This is a genomic window from Salmonella sp. 2018103 (genome assembly GCF_026247685.1).
Classification (GTDB): domain Bacteria; phylum Pseudomonadota; class Gammaproteobacteria; order Enterobacterales; family Enterobacteriaceae; genus Salmonella; species Salmonella enterica.
The window spans coordinates 2,727,241-2,743,324 of the sequence record NZ_CP111029.1; the positions used below are offsets into that span (position 1 = coordinate 2,727,241).

Consider the following 16,084-nt stretch of genomic DNA (forward strand, 5'->3'; position numbering starts at 1 on the left):
AAACAGGATAGAAATGACGAAGTTGCCTAAGTTCTCCGTGGCCTTACTGCACCCGCGCTATTGGTTAACCTGGTTGGGTATAGGCGCGCTTTGGTTGGTCGTGCAACTCCCCTACCCGGTCATCTATAAATTGGGTTGCGCATTGGGCCACCTGGCGCGACGCGTAATGAAACGCCGCGCGAAAATCGCCTATCGCAACCTTGAATTATGCTTTCCGGAAATGAGCGCGCAGGAACGCCACACCATGGTGGTCAAAAACTTTGAATCCGTCGGTATGGGCGTGATGGAAACCGGCATGGCCTGGTTCTGGCCCGATCGGCGAGTGAACCGCTGGATGGAAGCGAGCGGTCTGGAGCATATCCGTGAAGTTAAGGCGCAGGGACTGGGGTTCATTCTGGTAGGAATACATTTCCTTACCCTTGAGTTTGGTGCCCGCATGTTTGGTATGCATAACCCGGGTATTGGAGTTTATCGCCCGAATGATAATCCGTTGCTCGACTGGTTACAGACCTGGGGACGCTTACGCTCCAATAAATCGATGTTGGATCGCAAAGATCTGAAAGGCATGGTTAAGGCATTGAAAAGCGGCGAATTGATCTGGTATGCGCCGGATCACGATTATGGCCCGCGCGCCAGCGTTTTTGTACCATTATTCGCTGTCGACCAGGCTGCCACGACCTCCGGTACCTGGATGCTCGCGCGCATGTCTAAAGCCTGTATTATCCCCTTCGTGCCTCGCCGTAAACCCGATGGGAAAGGCTACGAACTGATCATTCTTCCTGCGGAATATTCGCCTCCGCTGGAGAGCGCAGAAGCGACTGCCGCATGGATGAATAAGATTGTTGAGCAGTGCATTATGATGGCGCCAGAGCAGTATATGTGGCTGCATCGCCGCTTTAAAACTCGCCCTGAAGGCGTACCGTCGCGCTATTGACAGGATTGCAGCCGTCAGGCTGCAATTTTTCCCCTCTTTTAGCTTTAAAAGCTCCCCACATTGCGAGGCTGGTAAGGTCGGCGCATAATTATAATTAGTACGCTCATAATTAAATTGATGATAGCGCAAACCGCGCATCATACTGTGGAACGCTATGTCACCCTCTGATGTCCCCATAAACTGGAAACGCAATCTAACCGTTACCTGGCTGGGCTGTTTTTTAACCGGCGCGGCATTCAGTCTGGTCATGCCTTTTCTCCCTCTCTACGTTGAGCAACTCGGCGTAACAGGCCATAGCGCGCTCAACATGTGGTCCGGGCTGGTCTTTAGTATTACGTTCCTCTTTTCAGCTATCGCTTCCCCTTTTTGGGGCGGTCTGGCGGATCGTAAAGGGCGTAAGATCATGCTGTTGCGTTCTGCTCTCGGCATGGCCATTGTCATGCTGTTAATGGGCATGGCGCAAAATATCTGGCAATTTCTGATCCTCCGCGCGTTATTAGGCCTGTTGGGCGGATTTATTCCCAACGCCAATGCGCTCATCGCCACTCAGGTGCCGCGCCACAAAAGCGGCTGGGCGCTAGGGACGCTCTCTACTGGCGGCGTCAGCGGCGCTCTGCTTGGCCCACTTGCGGGTGGTCTGCTCGCCGACCATTACGGTCTTCGCCCGGTCTTTTTTATTACCGCCAGCGTTTTGTTTATCTGTTTTCTGCTCACCTTCTTTTTTATTCGCGAGAATTTCCTGCCGGTGAGCAAAAAAGAGATGCTTCACGTTCGGGAAGTGGTCGCCTCGTTAAAAAATCCCCGCCTGGTGTTAAGCCTGTTTGTCACCACGCTGATTATTCAGGTGGCGACGGGGTCTATTGCGCCCATCCTGACGCTCTATGTGCGCGAACTCGCGGGAAATGTCAGTAATATTGCGTTCATTAGCGGGATGATAGCGTCCGTGCCCGGCGTGGCGGCATTACTTAGCGCCCCCCGGCTCGGCAAGCTCGGCGACAGAATTGGCCCGGAAAAGATCCTTATCGTCGCGCTGATTATTTCCGTACTGCTGCTGATTCCAATGTCTTTTGTGCAAACGCCGTGGCAGCTCGCGCTATTGCGGTTTCTGCTTGGCGCGGCGGATGGCGCGCTGCTGCCAGCCGTTCAAACTCTGCTGGTTTACAACTCTACCAACCAGATAGCCGGGCGCATATTCAGTTACAACCAATCTTTCCGCGATATCGGCAACGTCACCGGCCCTCTCATGGGCGCCGCAATTTCCGCGAGCTATGGCTTCCGCGCCGTATTCTGCGTCACGGCAGGCGTGGTGTTGTTCAATGCTATCTATTCATGGAACAGCTTACGACGGCGCAGACTGGCAATAGAATGATTTTTGCGCTTTCATACTTGCAATATCACAGAATCAGCTATTCTTTCCCTAAATACCTCGTCAAGTCAAAGGGAGACACTGATGACCATGTATGCCACGCTGGAAGAAGCTATCGATGCAGCCCGGGAAGAATTTCTGGCTGACCATCCAGGCCTCGAACAAGATGAAGCGAATGTGCAGCAGTTCAACGTTCAGAAATATGTACTGCAGGATGGGGACATCATGTGGCAGGTCGAATTTTTCGCCGATGAAGGTGAAGATGGCGAATGTCTGCCAATGCTGAGTGGTGAAGCCGCGCAGAGCGTGTTTGACGGCGATTATGATGAGATAGAGATCCGCCAGGAGTGGCAGGAAGAGAATACCTTGCATGAATGGGATGAAGGGGAATTCCAGCTTGAACCCCCGCTTGATACCGAGGAAGGCCGTACTGCGGCAGACGAATGGGATGAGCGTTAATTACTCATAAGGCCCGTGGTGAATATCGAGCGGCAGCAGCAGTGTATCGAAGATCAGTGAGAAGGGCAGATCGAGGATAGTGATATAGCGCCATGCGGAATCACGCATATCCCACTGCACGCCAGGGTAATACTGGTTGCCGTGTCCTTGTCCGGGGATCGTTCTGCTGATAATACTGCCGCAGCCGCTCAGGGTAATTACCATTATGCTCACCGCGAATATACGCACCTGATACCTCATTTCACTATAAAAATACCGGCATCACGCCGGTATTTTTCACCTCACTCCAGACCTCAAGACCTTATCCCACTGACGATGCTCGTCCCTGCAACGCCTGCGGATTCAGGACGAGAGACTGATAATGGTTTACCCAGGAAGAGTATCTCTCTGGCGCATTCCAGACCCGATAGTGTAAACGCGCCATCGTCACCGGATCGCTGAGCAAAACCAGACGCCGATCGCGGTTCAGTTTCTCCGGCGTTTCGTTTAGCGCCTGCTCCACATGACGATCGCGGGCTATTTCCAGCACCTTACTGGCGCGGTGACGCGCGGTGGCCATCGCGGTCGCCAGCGCATTAAGCGACGGGTTAAATACCGCATGCATAAAGCCATCGTCCAGAATACGGCGGCGATTCATCTCCAGATATTTATCGGTATCGACCAACACCTGAGGCGGCGAATACTCTTCCGGGATCAGGAACAGCTTCCAGCGTTTGGTGCGTAATCCTACCGTTGAACGACTGGAGATCACCGAAACAAATGGCGACAGAATCAGCGAAAAGACAATCGGCGCCAGCCAGAACAGAAAGCGTAAATCCAGCCACGCCATACCCACCGCCCAGACCAGCCCCAGCAGCAGTTGAGAGCCGTGACGCATAAAGGCTTCTCCCCACGGCGTAGAATCATCGTCGCGTTGCGGTGAGTTCCAGACCACTTCCCAGCCGAGGAACGCGCTGACCACAAACACGGTATGAAACAGCATACGCACCGGCGCCAGCAACACGGAGAACAGCACTTCCAGCAACAGCGACAGCGTAACGCGCCAGAAACCGCCATACTCTTTGGTGCCTTTACACCAGATCAGCATAATACTGAGCAGCTTCGGCAGGAACAGCAGCACCATCGTTGACGCAAACAGCGCGATTGCCAGTTCCGGACGCCACTGCGGCCAGACCGGAAAAAGCTGGCGCGGCTGAAGGAAATATTGCGGCTCCGTTAACGCATGAACGACCTGCAGCGCGGTAGAAAGCGCGAGGAACATAAACCATAACGGCGCGGACAGATATGACATTACCCCCGTCAGGAACACGGCGCGATGCACCGGGTGCATTCCTTTCACCAGGAACAGACGAAAGTTCATCAGGTTGCCGTGACACCAGCGGCGGTCGCGTTTAAGCTCATCCAGCAGGTTTGGCGGCAGCTCTTCATAGGAGCCGGGGAGATCGTAGGCAATCCAGACGCCCCACCCTGCCCGACGCATTAGCGCCGCCTCCACAAAGTCGTGGGAAAGAATCGATCCGGCGAACGAACCTTCTCCCGGCAGCGGCGCCAGCGCGCAGTGCTCGATAAACGGTTTCACGCGGATAATGGCATTGTGCCCCCAGTAGTGCGACTCTCCCAACTGCCAGAAGTGCAGCCCGGCGGTAAACAGCGGCCCATAAACACGGGTCGCGAACTGTTGGCAGCGGGCATACAGAGTATCCATCCCCGACGCTTTCGGCGAAGACTGGATAATCCCGGCGTTAGGGTTCGCTTCCATCAGGCGCACCAGACCGCTCAGACACTCGCCGCTCATCACTGAGTCCGCGTCCAGCACCACCATATAGCTGTACTGATTGCCCCAGCGGCGGCAAAAATCGTCAATATTGCCGCTTTTGCGTTTCATACGGCGGCGGCGGCGGCGGTAAAAAATTTGGCCTTCGCCCTGCACTTCCGCAATAAGCTCCATCCACGCCTTTTGCTCCGCCACGCAGATATCCGGGTTATAACTGTCGCTAAGGATATAGACGTCGAAATGCGCGGCGTTGCCTGTGGCTTTAACGGACTCCCAGGTCGCGCGCAGACCGGCGAAAACGCGGCTAACGTCTTCATTACAGATAGGCATGATCAGCGCCGTCCGGTGTTCCGGATTGAGGGGCTCATCGCCAACCGTAGACGCGGAGATGCTGTACTTATCGCGCCCGATAAGCAGTTGCAGGAAGCCCATCAGCGCCGTCCAGAATCCGGCTGACACCCAGCAGAACAGCACGGCAAACAAAATCAGGATACCGGTTTGCAGCATGTAGGGCAGGAGCTGCATAAAAGAGACCCAAATATCCTGCCCCACCATATCCATAGGATTGATGAGCGCCCATCCCTGATAAGGCAGAATGGTCTTCATATACCAGGTCGCGACGACGGTTTGCGCCAGAGTCAAAATTAACAAAATATAGCGGCGTATAGTGCCGACGGTACGCCATTTTTGCTCGCTCGCCTGCTCTTCTTTTGTCAGACGAGAAACATAGCGCGGCGTTACATCCCGCCCACGCAGACGATCCCAGAAACGGCCAACCGGGTTGGTTCGCCAGGGATCGGGAAACATCGAAGAGCGCGTCGCTTTTGGCATAGCCTGCAACTGATCGCGCCCTTCATCATCTTTAATTAACTGCCCCTTCGCCAATGAATCCGGCCAGGCGTGTTCAAGGCGGGCCTTTACGGAACCCTGCGGTGAATCGTCTTCTCGCGAGTAAGTCCGATGCTCGGCATCCAGCGCCTGATGCACGGCGCGGATGTTAGTTTTCGGCAATGCCGCTTTCTCACGTTCAGAAAGCAGCAGTGCGTCAATATACTCAGTTGTTTTATTCATTGGCAGGTAACTGGTAGCTCCAGGTTTCACTTAGCGTCTGATCGGCATTCACCAATGCGGCACGCATTTCCGTGGTTTTCTTCGCGTCTTTGACTTTCACGCGCAGCATTAAACGCCAGCCTTTAGTGACTGGGTTATAGCGTACATTACTGTCAACGATTTCACCGTTATCGCCAATGCTAGTTTGCGCAGCGACGGGCGTATCCGGCGGCAGTTTTTTCATGTCGGCACCAACGAAATCCACCACAAAGGCAATAGTGCCGTCGGGCTGGCGAATCAGATTCGACTGTTTAACGTCGCCCGTTGAGCGGCGTGTTTGCAGCACCCAGGCATTATCCGGCGCATGAAGTTTATCTTCATCGCGGCTGAAGGTCAGAGTGTACTTGAAGTTCATCTCTTTACCCGGTTCCGGCAATTGATCCGGAGTCCAGTAAGCGACGATGTTATCGTTGGTTTCATCATTGGTCGGAATTTCAACCAGTTCAACCTTACCTTTGCCCCAGTCGCCTTTCGGGGTAATCCAGGCGCTTGGACGCAGGTCGTAGCGATCGTCTAAATCTTCAAAGCGCGAGAACTCGCGGCCGCGCTGCAACAGGCCGAATCCCTGAGGGTTTTCCATCGCATAGCTGCTCACCGCGAGGTGTTTTGGATTGTTCAGCGGACGCCAAATCCACTCGCCATTACCCGCATGAATGGATAAGCCGTTCGAGTCATGCAGTTCCGGACGATAGTTGGTCGTCGGCGACGGCTGGTTTGGCCCAAACAGGAACATACTGGTTAATGGCGCAACGCCCAGCTTGCCTACTTTATCGCGCAGATAGACTTTTGACTGCACGTCCACCACGGTATCGCGGCCAGGAATGATCACAAAACGGTAAGCGCCGGTCGCGCGCGGAGAATCGAGTAATGCATAGACGGTCAAACGCTTATCGGTGGGTTTTGGACGCTCAATCCAGAACTCGCGAAAGCGGGGAAACTCTTCACCAGATGGTAAGGCGGTATCAATCGCCAGGCCGCGCGCAGATAAGCCATATACCTGGCCTGCGCCGATCACGCGGAAATAGCTGGCGCCAAGCATACTGACGATTTCGTCGTTCTTATCTTTACTGTTGATGGGGTACAGGACTTTGAACCCGGCGAAGCCTAAATCTTTTACCGTGTCTTTATCATGCTGAACATTGCCAAAATTGAAGTAATCCGGGCTGTATTTGATTCTTTTGACCGTCGTCGCCGTCACTTCGTTAATCTTGACCGGCGTATCGAAGTACATCCCCTGATGGTAAAATTCGAGCTTAAAAGGGGTCTTTAAGTTGTTCCAGTAGGCTTTATCGCTGTTAAACTGGATCTGCTGATAATCCGCATATTTCATGTCGCGGAAAACGGAGGGCAAGTTGCTTTTAGGCGCCTCATAGCCTTTCCCGGCTAAAGATTGAGCTTGTTTTGCCACGTCATCAATACTGAACGCCCAGCTCGATGATGCGTAGAGCGTTAACATAATAGCTGCGCCCAACCAACGCATTTTCATCATTTGTCGTTTATGTTTCATAATAAGTAAGCACTTCCCCCTTTGTGTGCTTATATCGATCCGATCCATTTTAATGGATAATCAGGCATTACGACAACTGAATCCAGGCTTTGTTCAGCGCGCTGGCTCATGGATTAAGCACCTCCCGCGCCTGTTTTCACTTTGCGTGCTTATCCTGGAGACAGGTTGTCGGAGTTGGTGTAGGGTTGCTACCGAATGTAACTATAATTCGCCTTATGGATAAGGTGAAAAATCTGAGAATACGTGACCTTATATGAGCTCTGTACCCGCGCCGCGCGAATATTTTCTTGACTCTATCCGCGCATGGCTGATGTTGTTAGGGATTCCCTTTCATATCTCGTTGATCTATTCCACTCACAGTTGGCATGTCAATAGCGCCGCGCCATCGTGGTGGCTAACCCTGTTTAACGATTTTATCCACGCTTTTCGTATGCAGGTGTTTTTTGTTATTTCTGGTTATTTTTCGTACATGTTGTTTTTACGTTATCCGTTAAAACGCTGGTGGAAAGTACGGGTAGAACGTGTGGGTATTCCCATGCTTACCGCAATCCCTTTGCTTACCTTGCCGCAATTTATCCTGTTGCAATATGTCAAAGAGAAAACAGAGAACTGGCCTACACTCTCTGCCTATGAAAAATATAATACGTTAGCGTGGGAACTCATTTCACATCTGTGGTTTTTACTGGTGCTGGTGATATTAACCACAGTCAGCATCGGGATTTTTACCTGGTTCCAAAAAAGGCAGGAAACAAGCAAGCCTCGTCCCGCCGCTATTTCACTGGCCAAACTTTCGCTTATTTTTTTCCTGCTGGGGATCGCTTACGCCGCTATCAGGCGCATTATTTTCATCGTATATCCAGCAATCCTCAGTGACGGCATGTTCAATTTTATTGTGATGCAAACGCTATTTTATGTGCCATTTTTTATTCTCGGCGCGTTGGCCTTCATTCACCCCGATCTGAAAGCGCGCTTCACCACGCCCTCACGCGGATGCACTTTAGGCGCTGCCGTTGCTTTTATCGCGTATCTGCTGAATCAACGTTATGGGAGCGGCGACGCCTGGATGTACGAAACCGAATCCGTGATTACGATGGTCATGGGGCTGTGGATGGTGAACGTGGTATTCTCACTGGGGCATCGCTTGTTAAACTTCCAGTCCGCGCGTGTCACCTATTTCGTGAATGCTTCGCTGTTTATCTATCTGGTGCATCATCCCTTAACGCTTTTCTTTGGCGCGTATATTACACCGCATATCACCTCCAACCTGATCGGGTTCTTGTGCGGGCTGATATTTGTTATGGGTATTGCGTTAATTCTGTATGAAATTCATTTACGCATCCCGCTCCTGAAATTTCTCTTTTCAGGTAAACCGCCGGTAAAACAAGAAAGCCGCGCCGCGATCGGGTAGTTTTCCGCGCGCGGGTTCACAGCAACCATTCCACAGGTAAAATTGCCGCCAACCGTACCAGAACTCGCTGCCAGAAACGCGTAGCGGGTTCTTTCTTTAACACCTTTTCCTCTTCTTGCTGACGATCGATCCAGTTAATTCGTCCCCAGCGATCCAGCCGCAGTTGCCAGGCCGCATCGCGTTGGCTCTGCGTAAAACGCTTATGAATAAGCGTCGCCAGCGTTTCACTTTCAATGACAAAGCCCATTTCGGTATTTAAAAGCGTTGAACGGGGATCAAAATTAAGCGACCCGATAAACACCTTACTACCATCAATACTGAACGTTTTAGCATGTAAGCTGGAACCTGAGTTCCCGGTGAGTCCGCGATCATGTACGGCGGTTTCATGTTCGCGGGTCGGTTTCAGTTCGTAGAGCTCCACGCCATAGCGCAGTAATTTCTTTCGCCAGCGCGCGTACCCTGCGTGAACGACCGCCACATCGTTGGCCGCCAGAGAGTTAGTTAAGATGGCGATCTTCACGCCCTTCCTGACCAGATTAAGCAACTGCGCCACGCCTGCGCGCGTAGGGACAAAGTAAGCGGAAATAATGTCGATACGCTCAGTCGGCGAGCCCATCACGTCAAATAATCGCTGCGGAAGAAGCGAATGGCGCTGCGCCTTCCCCTCGCCTTTAGAAGGGTCATCGCTAAGTAAGCGTGTTTTTGCCCAAATCAGCGGCAATGTTCCGCGATCGAGATCCGCCATAAACTGACTGGTTTCCAGCTTATGCAGATAGCGGCGGGTGATCTCATCGTTATACCAGGATTCGGGAAGTTCGATACGCTGCGTCAGTTCCTGCTCAGAAAGGGATAATACTTGCTGCAATGTCGACACTGAACTACAGCGCCAGTAACGTTCAAAATCATTGGCGACATCATTGACCACCGGGCCAATGGCCATCACGTCCAGATCGGAAAATAGCGGCTCCTCGCCAGCGCCGAAATAGGCATCGCCGATGTTGCGCCCACCGACCAGCGTCACTACGCCGTCGGCAGTGTAACTTTTATTGTGCATCCGCCGATTCAGCCGCGCAAAATCCGTCAAATATCCCAGCGCGCGTAGCGTACGAAAAGAGAAAGGGTTAAACAGACGAACTTCGATATTAGGATGGCTATCCAGCAAGCGCAACGTATCATCCAGACCAGGCGTATTGTTATCATCCAGCAGCAGACGAACATGAACGCCACGCTTCGCCGCCGACAGCAGTACCGAAAAGAGCAGCCGCCCGGACATATCGTCTTCCCAAATATAATACTGCACATCCAGCGTCCGCGCCGCCATTTCGGTCAGGCGGTAGCGGGCGGCAAAAGCGTCCAGACTGTTATCCAGCGCCAGAATGCCGCACTCTCCGGGATGGCGCGCGCATAGCGGTTCAACGGCACGCTCCAGGCGTGTTTTATCAGGCAGGGTCGTCGCCTTGCTGAGTAAGTAATCTTGCGTAAAGCCGGGCAGTTTCTTCATCATAACAGACAAAGTATACCTGTTCAGGCAGAGCGTAACGGGTAATAAAATCTGAAACCGTCCTGACGGCGACTTCAGCGGCCTGGGCGCGTGGATAGCCATAAACGCCGGTACTGATTGCCGGAAAAGCGATGGAACGAAAGTGATTCGCCTCGGCAAGCAGTAAACAATTCCGGTATGCCGCTTCGAGTAGCTCAGCTTCCTGGTGTTCGCCGCCTCGCCAGACGGGCCCCACTGTGTGAATAACCGCCTTTGCCGAAAGCTTGCCAGCAGGCGTGATAACCGCATGTCCCGTCTGACATTCGCCCTGTTGCTGGCGGATGAGTTTACAGGCGTCCAGCAATGCCGGCCCCGCCGCGCGATGAATCGCGCCGTCTACGCCGCCGCCGCCCATTAATGATGCGTTAGCGGCATTCACAATCGCATCGACGCTAAGTTGAGTGATATCACCCTGTATGACCTGAAGACGTGATGTCATAACCCCCCCCCTTTGTCTCACCTTATCTGCAAAGTGTACAGCAGGGCTTTCAACAGAGTCGCTCTTTTTATATCTATGACACCGCCGTTAACGGTACTCAATATTCATCACCGCCAGGCTTTTTTGCGCATCGAGATAATGCAGCCGCACCGTCGCAATGGACTGAATATCCTGCGGTAATCCAGATGCCTGCCGAAGGTCAATCCGGTGCATTTGCTTTTTACCTTCACGTAGGCAGGTTAAATCAATATTTTCGGCGTGAGTAGAAATATCGCACAGTGGCTCAACAATCGCGCCGCGAAAATGGATAACGCCGCCCTGTACCGTTTGTTGCCCTACCGCAGAATGGATAAAAAAAGCGCAGATACACAGACCTATGGCAGGGATATTTTTCTTGATTACGGACATGTTAACTCCTCAATGATTAGTCATCCTCGAGGGTTCGGCGTTACCTTTTAGCGACATGCCGAGACGATGAGACGCTTTTATCGCCTCTTTATACCCAGGTCAGCCAATCCATTTCCGCCACCATCAAAAACTACTGTGCAGAAGGCGGCCATTGTTGTGATAAATGCAGTGATTGTCCGTCCGAAACAGTAACAATAATTTTAACCGAGTCCTCTGAAGATATATTTACACTAAGACGAGACAACTCAATCGGTTGATTAGCAGGTAAAGATAGCGTTTGTTTTTGCTGTGTATGGCTTTGTCCCCCGACGCCGTCGCGCACAGAGAGAATTTGCACCTGACAGACGCAGGGTTCGTTTAATGTGACCTGAGGGATCACCGTGTAAATATCGCCTTGCTGAGTTGTGGTAAACGTAATCTGATTTGAAAGTGCGGCAAGGAGCAATAAAGTATGCATAATTTCCTCCCGAAAAAAAACAGGGCTTACGCCCTGTTTTTTTATTAGCGCAGACGCTAAATTAATACTGGTTAGCCGTGGCGTTGTTGCCAAAACCAACCTGACGCACCATTACGCTGGAATCAGATGCGGTCTGATTAACCAGCGCGGCGTTATTACCGCCGTATTGGCCGACAGTAATATCGGAGTTTTTAGCGTTCCACTGGTCGATGGTGGCATTGTTTCTGAAACCATTCTGAGTCAGTTCAATAGTACTATTATCCGCACCCTGGCCTACATCGGCGCCGTTACCATAACCGCTCTGGGTAATGGTCGTTTCAGATTTACGGGCATCGCTTTGCAGAGCAAGCGCAGCGTTAGCGGAACCGTACTGATAAATGCTCAACGTTGAGTCCGGGCCGGAACTATTGCCGCCGCCGTTATGATTACCGCCGCCGCCCCATTGTGGAACGACGCCTGCCAGAGCACTGCCAGAAACTACGATTGCTGCGAATGCTGCCACTTTTAAAAGTTTCATGGTAAAACCCCCATCGGATTGATTTAAAAGTCGTAACGGTATTAGCGTTGGGTGACGCGAATAGCCATCTGCGACTGTTTCTGCACTACAACTGCTGTTTTCTGCGTACCGTACTGGGTAATATTGGCCTTATTTCCAGAGCCTTTCTGGATAATAGCCGCACTATTACCGTAAGCGCTTTGCGATATACTGGCATCGTTGGCATTGCCCGTTTGCTCAATATACGCAAAGTTATAATTCCCTGCCTGGTCGACTTTCGCCCGATTATTTCCTCCTTCTTGTGAAATAACGGACAATAGTTTTGATCCTTCCTGGCGTACTCTGGCACTATTATCCGTGCCGACTTGACCAATAATGGCCGCCTGATTAAATGAAGACTTGCTTAATTCATTTACCGCAAAATTATATTCTGAACGAGCCAGATCATAATTTGTCGCGGTTGCAATCCCAGGCGCACCCAGTATTGTCAACATCATAAATAACAATTTGTTTTTCATGCTGTCACCCTGGACCTGGTCGTACATAGCGAAAACTATCTATTGTTTTGTTAGCGACATGCGTTTTTTGTTAACGCGTCGTTACGATGAAGAGTATGTCCGTGGAAACATTTTTAATAACTCACCCACGCGTGGTATTTTGTTATTTAAGCTCATACCAAAGTGCTAATAAAACGATAGCCATGTGATTTTTTATAATTGATTTTTGGCCACAGAAGAGAGTGTATCGCGCACCCAAAAAATGAAGTGTTGGTGTGTGTTATGCCACCATGGGGATGTTCTTATGCTTCCCATGGGGGGCAATACGCACAAGACGTGACACACTTCGTTTTTTTTGTCTTTGTGCTGTCCAGGTTAATGCCACGTCTCAAATTTTAAGAAAAAATAAAATCAAAACATGACTTACAATAATTAAAATGATTAAAAATCAATGAATTATTATAATTTGTATGATTTTTTAAATCTATGCAATAACAGCTAAATGTACAACTTTACTATCAAATCTAAACTTCAAAAAAACCCAAAAACAACATTTTAATATATATTTTTACATCTTGTTACAAGTTTAACACTTGCTTTAAGATTTGTAATGGCTAGATTGAAAACAGTTAAAAGTATTTTCGTAAATATTTTTCTCTTTCTGGATAATGGGCTATTTCAACCCACAGCAGTGCAACATCTGTCAGTACTTCTGGTGCCTTTATTTTATGGGGGCAGCTGTCAGATGTGCGATTAAAAAAAGTGGAGTTTCATCATGTTTAATGAAGTCCATAGTAGTCATGGTCACACACTATTGTTGATCACAAAGCCATCTCTGCAAGCTACGGCATTATTGCAACATTTAAAGCAATCGCTGGCCATAACCGGAAAACTGCATAATATTCAACGTTCTCTGGAAGATATCTCAGCCGGTTGCATTGTTTTAATGGATATGATGGAAGCGGATAAGAAGCTTATCCACTATTGGCAGGATAATTTAAGCCGCAAAAACAATAATATAAAAACATTATTGTTAAATACCCCTGACGATTATCCCTACCGTGAAATTGAAAACTGGCCTCATATTAACGGCGTGTTTTACGCCACTGAAGACCAGGAACACGTGGTCAGCGGATTACAGGGTATTCTGCGCGGCGAATGCTATTTTTCACAAAAATTAGCCAGTTACCTGATTACACACTCAGGAAATTACCGCTACAACAGCACCGAGTCCGCATTACTCACTCATCGCGAAAAAGAGATCCTCAATAAGTTACGTATTGGTGCCTCTAATAATGAAATCGCCAGGTCGCTATTTATCAGCGAGAATACGGTTAAGACACATCTTTATAATCTTTTCAAAAAGATAGCTGTCAAAAATCGCACCCAGGCAGTTTCATGGGCAAACGATAATCTCAGGCGGTAAGGCCATGAAACGCTATCTGACCTGGATTGTAGCAGCAGAGTTACTGTTCGCTACCGGAAACCTGCATGCCAATGAAGTTGAAGTCGAGGTTCCCGGATTGTTAACCGACCATACCGTCTCTTCGATAGGACATGAATTCTATCGTGCATTCAGCGACAAATGGGAAAGCGACTACACCGGCAATCTGACCATTAATGAAAGACCCAGTGCGCGTTGGGGAAGCTGGATCACCATAACGGTAAATCAGGACGTTATTTTCCAGACTTTTTTATTTCCAATGAAAAGAGACTTCGAGAAAACCGTCGTCTTCGCATTAGCGCAAACAGAGGAAGCATTAAATCGCCGACAAATAGATCAAACGCTATTAAGTACGAGTGATTTAGCGCGTGATGAATTCTAAAACATGATTTTTATCCGGAGGCTGTCATGCGTGTTAAACATGCAGTAGTGCTGCTCATGCTTTTTTCGCCATTAACCTGGGCTGGAAATATGACGTTCCAGTTCCGTAATCCTAACTTTGGTGGAAACCCCAATAACGGTTCCTTTTTATTGAATAGCGCCCAGGCGCAAAATTCATATAAAGACCCCGCTTATGATAACGATTTTGGTATCGAACCCCCCTCAGCGTTGGATAACTTTACGCAGGCTATTCAATCGCAAATTCTGGGCGGCTTGTTGACCAATATTAATACCGGGAAACCAGGACGTATGGTGACCAACGATTTTATTATCGATATCGCTAATCGCGACGGACAGCTCCAGCTCAACGTCACGGACAGAAAAACGGGAAGAACCTCGACCATCGAAGTGTCAGGTTTACAAACTCAGTCAACCGATTTTTAAGCTACAGTCACTAAAGGATATAAATCATGCCGCGCTTACTTATTTTGGTTGCCGTTTTATTGTTGAGCGGATGCTTAACTGCCCCGCCGAAACAAGCTGCGAAACCGACATTAATGCCCCGCGCACAAAGTTACAAAGATTTGACGCACTTACCTGCTCCCACCGGTAAGATCTTTGTTTCGGTATATAACATTCAGGATGAAACGGGCCAATTTAAACCTTACCCGGCAAGTAACTTTTCCACGGCTGTGCCGCAGAGCGCCACCGCTATGTTGGTCACTGCGCTGAAAGATTCGCGCTGGTTTATCCCGCTGGAACGACAAGGCTTACAGAATCTTTTGAATGAACGGAAAATTATTCGCGCAGCCCAGGAAAACGGCACCGTGGCGATGAATAACCGTATCCCGCTTCAGTCGCTGACGGCGGCAAATATTATGGTGGAAGGTTCTATTATTGGTTATGAAAGTAATGTCAAATCCGGCGGGGTCGGCGCAAGATATTTCGGTATTGGCGCCGATACTCAGTATCAGCTGGATCAGATTGCTGTCAACCTGCGCGTGGTTAACGTCAGTACGGGCGAGATCCTTTCTTCGGTGAACACCAGTAAAACGATCCTTTCCTATGAAGTACAGGCAGGCGTGTTCCGTTTTATTGATTACCAGCGCTTACTGGAAGGCGAAATCGGCTATACCTCGAACGAACCGGTGATGCTGTGTCTGATGTCAGCCATTGAAACCGGCGTTATCTTCCTTATTAATGATGGTATCGATCGTGGACTGTGGGATTTGCAGAATAAAGCGGACAGGCAAAATGATATTCTGGTGAAATACCGTGAGCTGTCAGTACCGCCAGAATCCTGATGAATACGACAAAGCGTGGGGAAGACCCCACGCTTTTTTTATTTTGTGACCGCCGTATTCGCTGAATGTTGCTCGCGGCGTGATGCCAGCCATAGACCACTATTTTTCATGGCATAGCCAAAAATTAGCCCCAGCGCCAGCGACGGTAATACCAACCGCCAGTCACCCTGCCCTGCAAATGTCGCGCAGGCACCGATAAATGTTCCCGGAACAAAAGAAAGCAATAGCTGCTTTGCCTGGATACACATCAGGAATGCCACGATCCCCGTCAACACGTAACTGACAATTTCCAGATGCGGCGCCAGCGCGCTACCGTGAATAATGACCAGCGCCCACACCATACCGCTTAACAGCGTACAGGCGGAAATCAACAATCCCTTAAAGCCTCCCTGCGGACAGGCGAAATAAGCCGTACAGCCTAAAAAACCGGCCCAGCTTAGTAACCCCAGGGAGACGGCCACCCATCCCCATATTCCAGAAAGGATGCCCGTCGTGATAGCAATAGAAAGAAGTATGTTCATGGCGCGCATCATAGCAGAAAAGCGGCACATTAATGAGAT

Annotated in this window: 18 protein-coding genes; 8 read left to right on the forward strand and 10 right to left on the reverse strand. The window is 50.1% G+C overall.

Annotated elements, in window-relative coordinates:
* The first annotated feature begins 13 nt into the window (after positions 1–13).
* The 3 genes from OLG56_RS13350 to OLG56_RS13360 all read left to right on the forward strand — a co-directional run bounded on the left by OLG56_RS13350 (position 14) and on the right by OLG56_RS13360 (position 2,759).
* Positions 14–934 carry a Kdo(2)-lipid IV(A) acyltransferase gene (locus OLG56_RS13350; RefSeq protein ID WP_000163973.1) on the forward strand — a complete coding sequence of 307 codons (921 nt, stop codon included), beginning with the start codon at positions 14–16 and terminating at the stop codon, positions 932–934.
* A 154-nt stretch (positions 935–1,088) separates the two neighbouring features.
* Positions 1,089–2,303 carry a multidrug efflux MFS transporter MdtG gene (gene mdtG, locus OLG56_RS13355; protein ID WP_000075053.1) on the forward strand — a complete coding sequence of 405 codons (1,215 nt, stop codon included), beginning with the start codon at positions 1,089–1,091 and terminating at the stop codon, positions 2,301–2,303.
* Between the two features lie 81 nt (positions 2,304–2,384).
* Positions 2,385–2,759 carry a MysB family protein gene (locus OLG56_RS13360; RefSeq protein WP_000180050.1) on the forward strand — a complete coding sequence of 125 codons (375 nt, stop codon included), beginning with the start codon at positions 2,385–2,387 and terminating at the stop codon, positions 2,757–2,759.
* On the opposite strand, the gene OLG56_RS13365 is transcribed toward OLG56_RS13360, so the two are convergent.
* From OLG56_RS13365 to mdoG, 3 genes are all read right to left on the reverse strand, one after another.
* Positions 2,760–2,987 (reverse strand): YceK/YidQ family lipoprotein, encoded by a 228-nt coding sequence (locus OLG56_RS13365; RefSeq protein WP_001217832.1) that lies wholly within the window; start codon positions 2,985–2,987, stop codon positions 2,760–2,762.
* A 73-nt stretch (positions 2,988–3,060) separates the two neighbouring features.
* The gene (gene mdoH, locus OLG56_RS13370) at positions 3,061–5,604 is read right to left on the reverse strand and encodes a glucans biosynthesis glucosyltransferase MdoH (protein WP_061377413.1); all 2,544 of its coding nucleotides are present in this window, start codon (positions 5,602–5,604) and stop codon (positions 3,061–3,063) included.
* A complete protein-coding gene (gene mdoG, locus OLG56_RS13375; RefSeq protein ID WP_001562609.1) occupies positions 5,597–7,132 on the reverse strand; it encodes a glucans biosynthesis protein MdoG in 1,536 nt (511 codons plus the stop codon). Before mdoG ends, mdoH begins: the two co-directional genes overlap by 8 nt.
* Before the next feature lie 271 nt (positions 7,133–7,403).
* On the opposite strand from mdoG, the gene mdoC reads away from it, so the two are divergent.
* Complete coding sequence (gene mdoC, locus OLG56_RS13380) at positions 7,404–8,558, forward strand: glucans biosynthesis protein MdoC (protein ID WP_000100058.1); 1,155 nt, start codon at positions 7,404–7,406, stop codon at positions 8,556–8,558.
* Between the two features lie 16 nt (positions 8,559–8,574).
* On the opposite strand, the gene OLG56_RS13385 is transcribed toward mdoC, so the two are convergent.
* The 6 genes from OLG56_RS13385 to csgB all read right to left on the reverse strand — a co-directional run bounded on the left by OLG56_RS13385 (position 8,575) and on the right by csgB (position 12,416).
* Entirely contained in the window at positions 8,575–10,062 is a 1,488-nt protein-coding gene (locus OLG56_RS13385) for a phospholipase D family protein (RefSeq protein ID WP_000976323.1), read from the reverse strand.
* Positions 9,998–10,537 carry an O-acetyl-ADP-ribose deacetylase gene (ymdB, locus tag OLG56_RS13390; RefSeq protein WP_000203939.1) on the reverse strand — a complete coding sequence of 180 codons (540 nt, stop codon included), beginning with the start codon at positions 10,535–10,537 and terminating at the stop codon, positions 9,998–10,000. Before ymdB ends, OLG56_RS13385 begins: the two co-directional genes overlap by 65 nt.
* A gap of 87 nt (positions 10,538–10,624) precedes the next feature.
* Positions 10,625–10,945: a YmdA family protein gene (locus OLG56_RS13395; protein ID WP_000111254.1), complete on the reverse strand. Its 321-nt coding sequence runs from the start codon at positions 10,943–10,945 to the stop codon at positions 10,625–10,627.
* A 130-nt stretch (positions 10,946–11,075) separates the two neighbouring features.
* A complete protein-coding gene (gene csgC, locus OLG56_RS13400; RefSeq protein ID WP_000557256.1) occupies positions 11,076–11,402 on the reverse strand; it encodes a curli assembly chaperone CsgC in 327 nt (108 codons plus the stop codon).
* 61 nt (positions 11,403–11,463) lie between these two features.
* Positions 11,464–11,919 carry a curli major subunit CsgA gene (csgA, locus tag OLG56_RS13405; RefSeq protein WP_000771416.1) on the reverse strand — a complete coding sequence of 152 codons (456 nt, stop codon included), beginning with the start codon at positions 11,917–11,919 and terminating at the stop codon, positions 11,464–11,466.
* A gap of 41 nt (positions 11,920–11,960) precedes the next feature.
* The gene (gene csgB, locus OLG56_RS13410) at positions 11,961–12,416 is read right to left on the reverse strand and encodes a curli minor subunit CsgB (protein ID WP_000791656.1); all 456 of its coding nucleotides are present in this window, start codon (positions 12,414–12,416) and stop codon (positions 11,961–11,963) included.
* 754 nt (positions 12,417–13,170) lie between these two features.
* Here csgB and csgD point away from each other — a divergent pair.
* Genes csgD through csgG form a run of 4 tightly spaced genes read left to right on the forward strand, consistent with a single transcriptional unit; the run spans position 13,171 to position 15,524 of the window.
* Positions 13,171–13,821 carry a biofilm master transcriptional regulator CsgD gene (csgD, locus tag OLG56_RS13415; RefSeq protein WP_000481517.1) on the forward strand — a complete coding sequence of 217 codons (651 nt, stop codon included), beginning with the start codon at positions 13,171–13,173 and terminating at the stop codon, positions 13,819–13,821.
* 4 nt (positions 13,822–13,825) lie between these two features.
* Entirely contained in the window at positions 13,826–14,221 is a 396-nt protein-coding gene (gene csgE, locus OLG56_RS13420) for a curli production assembly/transport protein CsgE (protein ID WP_000833305.1), read from the forward strand.
* Between the two features lie 26 nt (positions 14,222–14,247).
* Complete coding sequence (csgF, locus tag OLG56_RS13425; protein ID WP_001264072.1) at positions 14,248–14,664, forward strand: curli production assembly/transport protein CsgF; 417 nt, start codon at positions 14,248–14,250, stop codon at positions 14,662–14,664.
* A 26-nt stretch (positions 14,665–14,690) separates the two neighbouring features.
* On the forward strand, positions 14,691–15,524 hold the full coding sequence (gene csgG / locus OLG56_RS13430) for a curli production assembly/transport protein CsgG (protein ID WP_001137620.1): 834 nt from the start codon (positions 14,691–14,693) through the stop codon (positions 15,522–15,524).
* A 38-nt stretch (positions 15,525–15,562) separates the two neighbouring features.
* Here csgG and OLG56_RS13435 read toward each other — a convergent pair whose 3' ends face one another.
* Positions 15,563–16,045 carry a DUF1097 domain-containing protein gene (locus tag OLG56_RS13435; RefSeq protein WP_001546652.1) on the reverse strand — a complete coding sequence of 161 codons (483 nt, stop codon included), beginning with the start codon at positions 16,043–16,045 and terminating at the stop codon, positions 15,563–15,565.
* Positions 16,046–16,084: the final 39 nt, after the last annotated feature.

What these genes read in the sequence shown, in the direction of transcription:
- OLG56_RS13350 (WP_000163973.1), top strand. Translation starts at nt 14, where the DNA reads ATGACGAAGTTGCCTAAGTTCTCCGTGGCCTTACTGCACCCGCGCTAT.
- mdtG (WP_000075053.1), top strand. Translation starts at nt 1,089, where the DNA reads ATGTCACCCTCTGATGTCCCCATAAACTGGAAACGCAATCTAACCGTT.
- OLG56_RS13360 (WP_000180050.1), top strand. Translation starts at nt 2,385, where the DNA reads ATGACCATGTATGCCACGCTGGAAGAAGCTATCGATGCAGCCCGGGAA.
- mdoH (WP_061377413.1), bottom strand. Translation starts at nt 5,604, where the DNA reads ATGAATAAAACAACTGAGTATATTGACGCACTGCTGCTTTCTGAACGT.
- mdoG (WP_001562609.1), bottom strand. Translation starts at nt 7,132, where the DNA reads ATGATGAAAATGCGTTGGTTGGGCGCAGCTATTATGTTAACGCTCTAC.
- mdoC (WP_000100058.1), top strand. Translation starts at nt 7,404, where the DNA reads ATGAGCTCTGTACCCGCGCCGCGCGAATATTTTCTTGACTCTATCCGC.
- OLG56_RS13385 (WP_000976323.1), bottom strand. Translation starts at nt 10,062, where the DNA reads ATGATGAAGAAACTGCCCGGCTTTACGCAAGATTACTTACTCAGCAAG.
- ymdB (WP_000203939.1), bottom strand. Translation starts at nt 10,537, where the DNA reads ATGACATCACGTCTTCAGGTCATACAGGGTGATATCACTCAACTTAGC.
- OLG56_RS13395 (WP_000111254.1), bottom strand. Translation starts at nt 10,945, where the DNA reads ATGTCCGTAATCAAGAAAAATATCCCTGCCATAGGTCTGTGTATCTGC.
- csgC (WP_000557256.1), bottom strand. Translation starts at nt 11,402, where the DNA reads ATGCATACTTTATTGCTCCTTGCCGCACTTTCAAATCAGATTACGTTT.
- csgA (WP_000771416.1), bottom strand. Translation starts at nt 11,919, where the DNA reads ATGAAACTTTTAAAAGTGGCAGCATTCGCAGCAATCGTAGTTTCTGGC.
- csgB (WP_000791656.1), bottom strand. Translation starts at nt 12,416, where the DNA reads ATGAAAAACAAATTGTTATTTATGATGTTGACAATACTGGGTGCGCCT.
- csgD (WP_000481517.1), top strand. Translation starts at nt 13,171, where the DNA reads ATGTTTAATGAAGTCCATAGTAGTCATGGTCACACACTATTGTTGATC.
- csgE (WP_000833305.1), top strand. Translation starts at nt 13,826, where the DNA reads ATGAAACGCTATCTGACCTGGATTGTAGCAGCAGAGTTACTGTTCGCT.
- csgF (WP_001264072.1), top strand. Translation starts at nt 14,248, where the DNA reads ATGCGTGTTAAACATGCAGTAGTGCTGCTCATGCTTTTTTCGCCATTA.
- csgG (WP_001137620.1), top strand. Translation starts at nt 14,691, where the DNA reads ATGCCGCGCTTACTTATTTTGGTTGCCGTTTTATTGTTGAGCGGATGC.
- OLG56_RS13435 (WP_001546652.1), bottom strand. Translation starts at nt 16,045, where the DNA reads ATGAACATACTTCTTTCTATTGCTATCACGACGGGCATCCTTTCTGGA.